A 13,024-nucleotide genomic window follows, 5' to 3' on the forward strand; every position below is an offset into this window, starting at 1 on the left:
TCTGTACCTTTACGGACTGGACATTTATCATGAGATAAATGTCTTTTTTTACCTCAAAATATGAAAATTCTTATCATTTTTGAAGGTTCATTTAAGTACAAATTAATGAACAAGAATTTTATAAAAGGAGGATTTGAAAGTGAGAGGTATAAAAACAAATAGGTTTATAGGTATCATCGTTGCTGGAGCACTTACATTGGTGATGAGTAGTATACCAAGTCATGTAAATGCTGCTAACAGTCCAATATTGGATAGTAATGGGAAGACATTTTCTACATTAGATGATGCTATTCAAAATGGTAGTGGTCATATTATATTACAAGAAAACTTGACACAGCAACAAATGGTTGTCGAAAAGGGAAAGACTATCCAATTAGATTTAAATGGTAAAAAATTGACTTTACAGAAAGATAATGGTCCTGGTCTAACTGTACAAGGAAGTCTTGAAATTAAAGGGAATGGGACATTAACTAAAGAGGGATATGGTTATTTAATTGATAACTCAGGAACTCTGAATATTGTAAATGGAACATATACAGATGATATAAATAATGAAAAGGAACAAAATGGAACTAAGAATTCTGCTTTGATTCGTAACTTAGGAACAATGACAATTCATGATGGAACTTTTACAGATTCTGGGATTGTCATTAAGAATGATGATAGCAGTGCTCAAGTCTATGGGAATTTAACAATAAAAGGTGGTACATATCATTGTACTTCTGACAAAAGCTTTGCAAATATTCAAAATAGTGGTGTTGCAACAATTGAAGATGGTACATTTGATGGTGGTAATTATACAATTCTAACAAGATTTTGGAAAGGACCAGCAAAAACAACAATCACTGGTGGACATTTTAAGCAATCTTTAAAGGATAATTATGTGTTTGCTAATTATTTTGACACACAAGGTGGAACAACTGTTAATCATATTAGCGGTGGTACTTTTGAAGGGAATTTTGGAGCTGATAAAATAGGAGAAAATTCACCAACTGGTCAAGTTAATACGATAATATCAGGTGGTCAATTTGATAACGATGTCAATGCTTTTTTAGAGCAAGGTTATAGTTGTGTAAAAGTTAATAATGTATATAAGGTTGCTAAAAGTGCAACAGGTATCACACTTTCAGAAGCAAAGAAAACATTACTTGTAGGATCTGAATTAGCTTTAAAAGCTACTGTTACACCTTCTACAACACTTGACCAAGTCACTTGGAGTTCAAGTGATTCCAAAATTGCAACTGTTAATGCCAATGGAGTGATAACAGCAGTAAAAGAAGGAACTGCAATTATTACTGCAAAAGTAGGTTCTTTCAGTGCAAACTGTAAAGTTACAGTTCAAGCAATTAAGGCAGATATACCAAATGTTGATTTATCAAAACCAGATACAACAGTAAAAGTAGGAATTAGTGATAACAATTCACAAACAACAATTATCAATACAGTTAATGATATCGTTAAAGATATATTGAATGGGCAACAAGTTGCTGAAAATATTTTAAGTCATGAAACAGCTTATAAAGTTGAAAAAGCCATTTTAGATAATCAAACAATTACTGTAAAAGCTAAATCTCAAATACTACAAGAGAGTGCCATAAAACAAGAAGAACTTCAAAAAATAAAAGATGTTTTAAAAGTTTCTAATGGAACTACACAAACTTCACCAAAAATTGTACAATATATTGATTTGAGCATGATGTTGATTGCTAATAACAATGAGGAATTAGGAAGTTTATATCAATTAAATAAGCCTATCACTTATACATTAACTTTACCAAGCAATCTTAAGGCTGAGGGAAAAACATTCTATGTTATACGTCTTCATGATGGAAAAGCAGATAAATTAGCAACAACTCTAAACAGTGATGGAACATTGTCTTTTTCTACAGATAGGTTCTCAACATATGCTTTGGTATATGAGGAAAATGTTGAAATCAATTCAACAGATAATCTTGAAAAAAATCCAACAAATGTGAAAACGAGTGATGAAAATCAAACAATTTTATGGATATCTATAGCGAGTTTAGCATTAGTAAGTGGAATTGTCTTAATTTTAGATAAAAAAAGAAAAGATTTATTAAATAAATAATAAAAGCTTTAACGGAATAATGATTATTTTTATTTCGTTGAAGTTTTTTTATGTCTCTGTTATAAATAAAATTATATATTATAATATATAATTAAAAATTATTCTATTTTTATGCTTTCATATATTGACAAATTTAAGAAAGAGGAGTATTCTAAGTTTGAAGTTAGAGTTCGCTAACTTATATTTATAAATGTTTGGTTAGGTTTTGCTAACTTTGTTTGGAAAGTGATATCAGTTTTATACTGATAAGAAAGAGAGGTAGACATGATGCCATTAACATTTGCTGATTTAAATAAAGAAAATATTATAAAAAAAGTGGGTGGAGGAAATGAAACCAAACGTCATCTTGAAAATCTTGGTTTTGTTCCAGGAAGCTCTGTTTCAATTATCACAAAGAATAACGGAAATTTAATTGTAAATATAAAAGACTCTAGAGTCGCAATTAGTGAAGAACTTGCTAAAAAAATCATGATTTAAGGAGGGGGGGAAAGTTATGACATTAAAGGAAGTCAAAGTTGGAGATACAGTGACTGTCAAGAAGTTAAATGGTCAAGGTGCAACAAAACGAAGAATTATGGATATGGGTATAACTAAGGGCGTTGAAGTTTTCGTAAGAAAAGTAGCTCCATTAGGGGATCCGATAGAAGTGACTGTGAGAGGATATGAATTATCGTTAAGAAAAGCCGATGCTGCTATGATTGATGTAGATTAAGCAGCATTTAAAATGATACTAGAGTTAGTTATGGGTAACTAAAGAGGAGGAAAAATATGAGTATACAAGTTGCATTAGCTGGTAATCCAAACAGTGGAAAAACAACATTATTTAATGCTTTAACGGGTGCAAATCAATTTGTTGGAAATTGGCCAGGAGTTACAGTTGAGAAAAAAGAAGGAAAATATAAAGGAGATAAGGAAATCAAGATTACTGATTTACCAGGTATTTATTCGTTATCACCTTATACATTAGAGGAAGTTGTTTCTCGTGAATATTTATTAAATGAAAAAGTTGATGTTATATTAAATATTGTTGATGGTTCTAATTTAGAGCGTAACTTATATTTAACAACCCAACTCCTTGAATTGGGAATTCCAGTTGTGGTGGCAATCAACATGCTTGATGTTATTGAAAAGCGTGGAGATAAAGTGAATTACGTTCAATTGTCAAAAGAACTAGGATGTCCAGTTATGCCTATATCAGCTCTTAAAAATAAGGGTATAGATGAGGTTATGGCAAAGGTAAAAGAAAGTGCTCATCGTTCTTTTGAAGCTAAAAATATTTATGACAAAGAAATAAATTCAGTTTTAGATCAATTATCACACTTATTACCTAGAAGTATTGATCAACATATTACTTTATTCTATAGTATAAAATTATTTGAACGTGATGATAAAATCATTTCTTCATTAAATACAAAGGTTGAAGATGAAAGCCTTATACAAGCTATTGAAAAGAAGATGGATGATGATAGCGAAAGTATTATTACTGATGCGAGATATAGTTATATCACAAAGATTATTAAAGATTGTTATGTAAAAGCCAATCGTGAAAGTTTAACAACATCTGATAAGATTGATAGAATTGTTACTAATCGTATCTTAGCTTTACCAATCTTTGCATTGGTTATGTTTATTGTTTATTACGTCTCTGTAACATCAGTAGGAACATTTGTAACCGATTGGACAAATGATGTTCTCTTTGGTGAAATGATTCCACCAGCAATTGAAGGATTCCTAGTCTCAATTAATTGTGCAGCATGGCTTCAAAGCTTAATCCTTGATGGTATTGTGGCAGGAGTTGGTGCAGTGTTAGGATTTGTTCCACAAATGTTAGTGTTATTTATATTTTTAGCAATATTAGAAGATTGCGGATATATGGCACGTGTTGCATTTATCATGGATAGAATCTTTAGAAAATTTGGATTATCTGGAAAATCATTCATTCCAATGCTTATAGGTAGTGGATGTGGAGTACCTGGCATTATGGCTAGTCGTACGATTGAAAGTGATCGTGATCGTAAAATGACAATTATGACAACAACTTTCATTCCATGTGGTGCGAAATTACCTATTATTGCTTTGATTGCAGGAGCTTTGTTTGATGGAGCCTCTTGGGTATCGCCTAGTGCTTATTTCTTAGGTGTTGGAGCTATCATTGTTTCTGGAATTATTTTAAAGAAAACAAAATTATTTGTTGGAGATCCAGCACCTTTTGTAATGGAAATGCCAGCATATCATGCTCCTAGAGTATTAAACGTTTTAAGAAGTATGTGGGAAAGAGGATGGTCTTTTATTAAAAAGGCTGGAACTGTTATCTTATTATCTACAATTGTGATTTGGTTCTTACAATCATTTGGATTTGAAGATAGTGGATTTGCTATGGTTGATGATATTAACAATAGTTTGTTAGCTACAATTGGACAAACATTTGCTTGGATCTTTACACCACTTGGTTGGGGTGAATGGAAAGCAGCTGTTGCGAGTATTACTGGTTTGGTTGCTAAAGAGAATGTTGTTGCTACATTTGGGCAATTGTACGGATTTGCTGAAGTAGCAGAGGATGGTGTTGAGATTTGGGGAACACTTGCTGTGAGTTTCACAGCGCTATCTGCATATTCATTTTTAGCATTTAACTTATTGTGTGCACCTTGTTTTGCCGCAATGGGAGCTATGAAAAGAGAAATGAACAATGCAAAATGGACAGCTTTTGCAATTATATATCAATGTGTATTCGCATATGCGGTTGCCCTTATCATTTACCAACTTGGAAATCTTATTATCAATGGAGTTTTCGGTATTGGAACTATTGTTGCATTGATTGTTCTTGTAGGTATGATTTTCTTGCTTGTTAGAAAAGGAAAATCTTCAGAAAAATTAGAAGTTCAATATTCAGTTCATTAACAAAGGAGGTGGACATAATGAATCTATCAACATTATTGGTTTTATGTGTACTTATCTTGATTATATCGTTCTCTGTAAGAACGATTATTAAGGATAAAAAAAGTGGGAAATCATCATGTGGTGGTGATTGTGGCGCTTGTGGTAGCCATTCATTATGCCATGATTCCAAATCATTGTTTGAAGAATATAGAAAGCAAGAGCTACATCGCTAGCTCTGCTTTTTGTTAGGAGGTTATATATGTCTACGATTATTATTATTTTATTATTAATAGGAGTTGTTATTTTGGCAATTAAAAATTCATCTCAACACTTTAAGGGGGATGGTGGATGTTGTTCAGATCATTCAAAAATACCAGATAAAAAACTTCAGGAAGCAGTTATTGGCTATAAGACGATTCATATTTCTGGAATGCATTGTCCTCGTTGTGCTGTCAAAGTTGCTGAATCCATTAATAAAATTGAAGGTGCTAGTGCTAAAGTCAATGTTGAAGATCACATTGCTATTGTTTCATATGATAGAGAAATTGTGAATCAAAAATTGCATGATGCTATAGAAAAAGTAGGGTATCATATTATATCAATAAAAGAGTAAGTAATAAACTTATTTCATCATATCTACATACAATTTTAATTGTTATAAACTATGTATGGAATGATCATGTTAATGCCATTATATTTGATAAGATGCTAAAGAGGAACATGTTCTCATGAATGGGAGTTAAGTTCAATTAATGTAGTTAAATGAGAATAATGAGTGTTTTCATCTTAGAATAAGTACGAATCAATATATTATGAAGAAAACAAAATAAACTCAAGAACATTTTAGCCTGTGTTTGTATAATTATTCAAAACATATTGACAAGTGCAGGGAAAAGAGGTATTATAAATATAAGAGTTAGCAAAGACTAACTTATGTGATGAAACAATTCATAATTTAAGTGATTGATGTGAATTAATCATAAAAGATTATATTGTGTATAAGAACTTGGATCATGAATGATAACGAATAACTATAGTTGACCTCATACTCCTATTCATTGTTGTAATGATTATAAAAAGCCAAATAAAATCAGAACATACATTGGCTATGGTTGTTAGAATTGTTCAATGGCACGTAAATGCCATCCAAGCAATAAAAGAGTAATCTTCAGATTACTTTTTTTCTTTGGATAAAATAGGTTAGGATGAAATCATTTAGAGTTGCATTTGAAACTTTTATATGTTAAGGTAAAACAAGAAATGAGTGATATATATGGCAAAGATGTCAGAAAGACATACACAAATATTGGAATTATTGACTGAACAAAAAAGAGTAGAAGTCACTGAGTTATCAGAACTGCTTCATGTTTCACAGGTAACAATCCGTAAAGATTTAGACCAGTTAGAGAATGCTGGACTTATTTTAAGAGCTCATGGATTTGCCACATTAAATTCAAGTGATGATATGAATAACAGATTGGCTTATCATTATGATGTTAAACAAAAGATTGCCAAATTGGCCTGTGAATCCATTCGAGATGGTGAAACAATTATGATTGAATCTGGCTCATGCTGTGCTTTATTGGCATTGGAGATAGCCAAGACAAGAAAAGAAATAACAATAATTACAAATTCAGCTTTTATTGCTGATTATGTTAGAAAGACTGAAAAGATTCGAATTATCCTTCTAGGTGGAGAATATCAATTAGAATCTCAGGTCATGGTTGGACCGTTAACTCGTAAATGTGTGGAAGCATTCTTTGTAGATAAATTTTTTATTGGTACTGATGGCTTTTCAGAGGCATCAGGATTTACAGGAAATGATTATATGAGAAGTGAAACAGTAAGAGACATGTCTAAACAAGCAAAGCATGTCATTGTTGTGACAGAGTCTTCTAAATTTCAAAATATTGGTCTTGTTAATTTATTGCCAACACATGATGTCTCTTGTGTCGTCACTGATAGTGCTATTCCTATTCAATGTGAACAATATTTGTTGGAACAAAAGATTGAAGTTAAAAAAGTATCTTAAAGATATCTGAATAAATAAAAAGATTGAAAATTCAATTCTCAATCTTTTTATTTATTCTTTAATTCATTAAGCAGCCATTGGATTTGTGTGAAAGCAACAGATTCGAAGTCTAGTTGATATTTTGTTTGTATAGCTTCATTGCTTTTATATAAAAAATCAATAAGTGATGAAATAGCATAAACAAATGATACTGTTGATAATTTTGGATCAAGTGTAGATTTAACACTTCCATCATGAAAGTTTTTAGATAATAAAGCAACCATATCACCAGGTTTTACTTGATATTCATTGTAAGGATTATCCCATTGATAATCTTTTTTTGCACTTGCACTCATATAGATTGAACCGAATATATCCATGAAAATAGGATAGTATATATTTTCTTTATAGAGTGAAAGTGTTGTATATGCATAGGCCTGAAATTTTTCATATGTTGTAGAGGCTTGTTTGATTGCTGTTACACATTTTTCATACATAGATGACTGATGACGATAAAATATGGCCCAAAGAATATCTTCCTTACTGTCAAAATAGTTATATACTGTTGTACGTGTAATATGACAACTTCTTGCAATATCTACAATTGAAACGTTATCTATCCCTTTTTCAATACATAAGTTCTGAGTTTGATCTAAGATATTATTAATTTGAATTTGATAATGATTTTGATATTTATTCCCCATATCACTCACTCCTTGCATCTATACTATAGCATTTTTAAATGATTTCAAATACTCTTTTCTTGTAAATTTAAACATAATGTATATTTTACGAACACTTAATTAAATTTTAACACACTGTATAAATTTTGCTGTTATGATAAATGTGTCAAAAGACAGGGAGGAAATTTATAATGAAAAAATTAAAAAAAATAGTGACTTTATCACTAGCAATGGTATGTATATTAGGAAGTGCAGGTTGCTCTACATCAAATAAAGATACAGCCAATAAATGGCCAGAAAAAATTGTCTTGGCACAAATGCCAAATGAAAATAATCCCAATGCTGATTCACAACATGAAAAATTTGCAGCAGCATTATCAGAATATCTAGGAATTGAAGTAGGGTCTGTTGAAGGTACTGATTATACAGCTGGTATTGAAGGTATGGCAAGCAAAAATGTAGATGTTATGCTGGTTTCTCCAATGAGTTATTTCCAGGCAAAGGAAAGAGCAAATGCTGAGTTGTTAGTATCAACACCAACAGCTGCAGATTATAAGACAGCATTTATTACAAAAGCAGATCGAGATGATATTAATTCTTTAAAAGATTTAAAAGGGAAAACTTTTGCATTTGTAGATCAAGCATCTTCATCTGGTTATTTATATCCAAAAGCCAAATTAATCAAAGAACTTCAATTAGATACAGATAAATTAGAAGCTAATGATTATTTCTTTAGTACTGTTGCTTTTTCTGGCGGGCATCCAACTTCATTAACTGGTGTGACTATGGGCGATTATGATGCAGCAGCAGTTGCAAAGGCAATTATCACTCAGATGGTGAAAGCAGGACAATTAAAAGAAAGTGATATTAAGGTAATTGGAGAAACTGATGTTATTCCAAATCCTTGTTATGTTGTAAGAGGTGATTTACCACAAGATTTAAAGGATAAGATTAAAGAATTTTTCATGACATATGATGATGAAAGTTATTTTGAAGCTGTTCATGAAAATAAAGATATTCGATTTGTGGAAGTTACTGATGAGACTTATACACCTGCAAAAGAAATGTTAGAATTATTGAAAATTGATATGGGAGATAAATAAGATGGGGAAACCAATTTTAGAAATTAAGAATTTAGAAAAGGTATATAATGAGACAACACATGCTTTACAAGGCATGAATGTTTCATTTCATGAAGGTGAATTTGTTGTCATTATTGGTCCATCTGGTGCAGGTAAATCAACATTTATCCGTTGTATTAACAGAATGATAGATCCATCTCAAGGAGAAATAGTTTTTGATGGTATTCATATGGAAAAAATGAGAGGCAAAAGTTTAAGAAAACAAAGAAGTATGATTGGAATGATTTTTCAACATTACAATCTTATTGGAAGAACAAATGTTATCAAAAATGTTCTTCATGGGCGTCTTGGACATATGAGTCTGATGAATAGCTTGTGTGGACGTTTTTCCAAAGAAGATATTCAAGAAGCGGCAACTCTTCTTAAACAGGTTGGGTTAGATGAACAAATGTATAAAAGAGCAGATGAACTTAGTGGGGGACAAATGCAAAGAGTTGGAATATGTAGAGCGATTATTCAACATCCCAAACTTCTATTGGCAGATGAACCAATTGCATCACTAGATCCTCATTCTGCAAATAAAGTTATGGATACACTTTATAAAATGACTTGTGAAAGGGGATTAACATGTATTGTTAATCTTCACCAAGTTGATTTTGCAAAAAAGTATGCAACAAGAATTATTGGAATTAAGGCAGGACGTATAGTTTATGATGGAACACCAAACGATTTAACTGATGAAATGATTCAAAACATATATCAAGGTAAAGAAGAACAGATTGTTTTAAAACAATCACATCAAAGTGTTTTTCTAAAAGAAGGTATGGCTAATGGGTAATCTTGCTCTTATTCCATCAAGAAACAGAAAAATTTATCTAGCATTTTTCATTAGTATTATATTTGCTTTAAGTTGTCTTTATTTAGAAATAGATTTATTAGAAATGATATTAGGATTTCCAACATTTGTATCTTTCTTTATTCATAAGTTTATTCCACCGGACTTTTCTAATATTGCTCAGTATGCTCCTGCTGTTGGTGAAACAATATTATTTGCAGTTGTAGGAACATATATTTCAACATTCTTCTCTTTATTATGTGGTATGTTGATGAGTGAGATGACAAATCCATATAAACCATTAAGAATGTTAGTAAGAGCATTTATATCTTTTTTAAGAAATATTCCTGTATTAATTTGGGCAAGTTTATTGGTTTATGCATTTGGAGTAGGTGAAATAGTGGGCTTACTTGCCTTGATTATTGCCACTCTTGGATTTTTATCACGTAGTTATTGTGACAGTCTTAATGAGATTCCCAATTCAAAATTAGAAGCTTTAAAAGCAAGTGGAGCAAGTGACTTACAAATACTTTGGCATGGCTTGTTACCATGTTTTGTACCAAGCTTAATCAATTGGACACTTTATTCTTTTGAAATTAATATTCGTGCATCTACAATATTAGGAATGGTAGGAGCTGGAGGAATAGGGGTTCTTATTCAAACAAATATTAAATTATTTAAGTACCATGAGGCTTGTGCCATTATTATCATTGTCGTAACAATTGTCTTATTAACAGAGTTTATCACAAACAAGATAAGATTATTGGTACATTAAGGAGAGAGTATGGATATTCTAAGAACAACAAAAAAAGGAACAGGACTTCGCTATTTTATCTCTATAATTATTGTTATTTTTGTATTTTTAATAAGTGTTCATTTATTAAATTTAGACTTTACAAAATTTTTAAATCGATTAACTAATATTGGAGAAGTTATCTCAAGAATGTTAGTATTTGATGCATCACTCATTCCAAGTATCCTATTAGAAGTTTTGGTTTCAATCTGTCTTGCTTTGACATCATTGGTTATTGGAACCATCATATCTTTTGTATTGGCTGCTTTAGCAGCAGATAATTTAGCCCCTAATCATTATATAGCATGCATAATCAAAGGAATTGTTGCTATTATTCGTGCCATTCCTGCTTTAGTCTGGATACTTATGGTTGTTGCCAGTGTTGGATTTGGAAATACGGGAGGAATGATTGGACTCATTTTTCCAACAGTTGGTTATTTAACAAAGAGTTTCGCTGCTTCTTTAGAAGAAGATGGTTATGAGAGAGTTGAAGCTTTAAAATCAACTGGTGCCAATTGGATTAACATTGTTGTTAGAGGTGTTGTAGTTGAAACAATGCCACAACTCATTTCATGGATTGCAATGAGATTTGAAAATAATATTGCTGAAGGAATATCACTTGGAATGGTGGGTGTTGGAGGTGTTGGGTATTTATTAAACAAAGCTATCATGAAATTTGATTATCCTGCCATTTCAACAATTATCGTTGTTATCTTTGTAACAATGTTTATCTTTGAAGTTATGACAGTAAATATAAAAAAACGTTTACACACAAAATAGGAGAATAAAAATGCAAAATATAATTCGTTTACCATTAGATAATGCTTACAATGTAAGAGAATTAGGTGGATATTATACAAAGGATAAGCAAATAACACAATGGCATCGTTTTTTAAGAAGTGATGATATTTCTCAACTTACAGATCAGGATATTGAGTTCTTATTAAATTATGGGGTCAATAGTGTCATTGATTTAAGATCACAATCAGAATGCCAAGCTCATCCAGATTCATTAATGAATATTGAAGGTATAGACTATTATCATTTACCATTTATGAGTGGGGATATTGACGATGTAACAAAAATTATGGATAATCTTGAACAATTTGATTTAGGTGATTTCTATGTTGAACTCTTGAAAGAAAAAGAATTGGTTGCTCAACTCTTATCTCTTATAACAGATGCAAAAGAGGGGTGCTTACTTTTTCATTGTTCAGCAGGAAAAGATAGAACAGGGATTCTCAGTATGTTATTGCTTATGATTGCTGGTGTCAGTAATGTAGATATTGAAGCAAACTACCAATTAACATATACTTATTTAAAAGAAAAACCAGGGTTATTAGATATGATGCCTTCTGATATGGATTTATCATGTATGTATTCAAAACCAGAAACAATACGTAAAGCTATTGATTATATATTAGATCATTATCAAGATATAGAAACATATTTGATGAATTGTGGACTATCTAGTCAATATATTAATAAATTAAAAAATAAGTTATTATAATCTTTTAAAGAATAAAATTTATGAAGAGTGTTAGAGAACAATAAACAAAGTGAATAATTAAATTATCATTTATGACATTGGTAAAAAGCCAAGAGGAGCTCTTGGTTTTATTTTCTTATAACAAATTGATTTGAAATGTTTTATACATGCTTAAAATCTACGGTTAGTAATCTTTTAGAGCATGTTTAAGATTATTCTTAAATTAGAATAAGTTGACATTGTTTGTTTTGGAGAATAGTATAAATATATAATGAAAATATCATTTGAAAAAGAAAGGTGGTCATATTATGGGAAGACAGAGATTTAATATACATACTCATACTGCAAGATGTGGTCATGCCGATGGTACAGATGTTCAATATGTTAATAGTGCTATTGAGGCAGGATTTCAGATACTAGGATTTAGTGAACATATTCCTTTTGAAGAAATTAGAATTAAAGGAGCACGTATGTTTATGGAACAAAAAGATGAGTATTTGTTGAGTATAAGAAAACTTCAACAACAATTTAAGGGCAAGATTGAAATAAAAGTTGGATTTGAAGTAGAATATTTAGAAGATCATCTAGACTATTTAAAACAAGTCAAAGAAGAATGTGATTATTTAATTCTTGGACAACATCTTAAATATGTACATTCCCAAAATGAATTTTATGATTATGACTGTTATTGTTCAGATGAGGACTTATTCATATATGTTGAACAGATTGAGGCTGCATTACAACATGACTTGGTTACATATGTTGCTCATCCAGATTATTTTATGCAAGGTCGTAGAATTTTTTCAAAAGCGTGTAAAGAAGTAGCACATCGTATTGCTAAAGCAAGTCTTGAATACGATATCCCTTTAGAGATTAATTTAAATGGATTTCGTTATGGAAAAAAAACATATGAATTTGATGAGAAACCAGATGTTTATGAGGAACGTTATCCCTATCCATTTAGAGAATTTTGGGAAATTATTTCTTCATATGGCTGTAAGGTTCTATATGGTTATGATGCGCATTCTCCTATTGCTTTTCTTGAGAGAAACAGAGAAATGTTAGCTAATGACATATTAAAAGATATTCCTCTACATTTTATTGATTCAGTTTTAATAAAATAAAAAAGGAGTCATAAACTCCTTCAAATCATATAATATTGATA

Annotated in this window: 14 protein-coding genes; 13 read left to right on the forward strand and 1 reads right to left on the reverse strand. The window is 30.9% G+C overall.

Annotated features, from left to right (window positions below; translation table 11 throughout):
• Positions 1-139: 139 nt before the first annotated feature.
• The 7 genes from GQF29_RS09035 (at position 140) to GQF29_RS09065 (ending at position 6,998) form a co-directional block, all read left to right on the forward strand.
• A complete protein-coding gene (locus GQF29_RS09035) occupies positions 140-2,089 on the forward strand; it encodes an Ig-like domain-containing protein (RefSeq protein ID WP_054690535.1) in 1,950 nt (649 codons plus the stop codon).
• Between the two features lie 264 nt (positions 2,090-2,353).
• On the forward strand, positions 2,354-2,566 hold the full coding sequence (locus GQF29_RS09040; protein ID WP_008788892.1) for a FeoA family protein: 213 nt from the start codon (positions 2,354-2,356) through the stop codon (positions 2,564-2,566).
• 16 nt (positions 2,567-2,582) lie between these two features.
• On the forward strand, positions 2,583-2,801 hold the full coding sequence (locus GQF29_RS09045; protein ID WP_008788891.1) for a FeoA family protein: 219 nt from the start codon (positions 2,583-2,585) through the stop codon (positions 2,799-2,801).
• A 56-nt stretch (positions 2,802-2,857) separates the two neighbouring features.
• The gene (feoB, locus tag GQF29_RS09050) at positions 2,858-4,987 is read left to right on the forward strand and encodes a ferrous iron transport protein B (protein ID WP_008788890.1); all 2,130 of its coding nucleotides are present in this window, start codon (positions 2,858-2,860) and stop codon (positions 4,985-4,987) included.
• A gap of 17 nt (positions 4,988-5,004) precedes the next feature.
• The gene (locus tag GQF29_RS09055; protein ID WP_008788889.1) at positions 5,005-5,199 is read left to right on the forward strand and encodes a FeoB-associated Cys-rich membrane protein; all 195 of its coding nucleotides are present in this window, start codon (positions 5,005-5,007) and stop codon (positions 5,197-5,199) included.
• A gap of 26 nt (positions 5,200-5,225) precedes the next feature.
• On the forward strand, positions 5,226-5,579 hold the full coding sequence (locus GQF29_RS09060; RefSeq protein WP_008788888.1) for a heavy-metal-associated domain-containing protein: 354 nt from the start codon (positions 5,226-5,228) through the stop codon (positions 5,577-5,579).
• Between the two features lie 669 nt (positions 5,580-6,248).
• Positions 6,249-6,998, forward strand: a complete 750-nt coding sequence (locus GQF29_RS09065) for a DeoR/GlpR family DNA-binding transcription regulator (protein ID WP_008788887.1) — start codon at positions 6,249-6,251, stop codon at positions 6,996-6,998.
• Positions 6,999-7,045: 47 nt separating this feature from the next.
• Here GQF29_RS09065 and GQF29_RS09070 read toward each other — a convergent pair whose 3' ends face one another.
• Complete coding sequence (locus GQF29_RS09070) at positions 7,046-7,681, reverse strand: TetR/AcrR family transcriptional regulator (RefSeq protein WP_008788886.1); 636 nt, start codon at positions 7,679-7,681, stop codon at positions 7,046-7,048.
• A gap of 170 nt (positions 7,682-7,851) precedes the next feature.
• On the opposite strand from GQF29_RS09070, the gene GQF29_RS09075 reads away from it, so the two are divergent.
• The 6 genes from GQF29_RS09075 (at position 7,852) to GQF29_RS09100 (ending at position 12,983) form a co-directional block, all read left to right on the forward strand.
• The gene (locus GQF29_RS09075; RefSeq protein WP_017143989.1) at positions 7,852-8,763 is read left to right on the forward strand and encodes a phosphate/phosphite/phosphonate ABC transporter substrate-binding protein; all 912 of its coding nucleotides are present in this window, start codon (positions 7,852-7,854) and stop codon (positions 8,761-8,763) included.
• A 1-nt stretch (position 8,764) separates the two neighbouring features.
• Positions 8,765-9,580 (forward strand): phosphonate ABC transporter ATP-binding protein, encoded by an 816-nt coding sequence (gene phnC / locus GQF29_RS09080; RefSeq protein ID WP_008788884.1) that lies wholly within the window; start codon positions 8,765-8,767, stop codon positions 9,578-9,580.
• Positions 9,573-10,352 carry a phosphonate ABC transporter, permease protein PhnE gene (gene phnE, locus GQF29_RS09085; RefSeq protein ID WP_008788883.1) on the forward strand — a complete coding sequence of 260 codons (780 nt, stop codon included), beginning with the start codon at positions 9,573-9,575 and terminating at the stop codon, positions 10,350-10,352. The genes phnC and phnE overlap by 8 nt, the downstream gene beginning before the upstream one ends.
• A gap of 9 nt (positions 10,353-10,361) precedes the next feature.
• Entirely contained in the window at positions 10,362-11,150 is a 789-nt protein-coding gene (locus GQF29_RS09090; protein WP_008788882.1) for a PhnE/PtxC family ABC transporter permease, read from the forward strand.
• 10 nt (positions 11,151-11,160) lie between these two features.
• Entirely contained in the window at positions 11,161-11,880 is a 720-nt protein-coding gene (locus GQF29_RS18630) for a tyrosine-protein phosphatase (RefSeq protein ID WP_236916412.1), read from the forward strand.
• A 287-nt stretch (positions 11,881-12,167) separates the two neighbouring features.
• Complete coding sequence (locus tag GQF29_RS09100; protein ID WP_160340797.1) at positions 12,168-12,983, forward strand: histidinol-phosphatase; 816 nt, start codon at positions 12,168-12,170, stop codon at positions 12,981-12,983.
• Positions 12,984-13,024: the final 41 nt, after the last annotated feature.

It is taken from the genome of Coprobacillus cateniformis (genome assembly GCF_009767585.1).
Taxonomy (GTDB): Bacteria; Bacillota_I; Bacilli_A; order Erysipelotrichales; family Coprobacillaceae; genus Coprobacillus; species Coprobacillus cateniformis.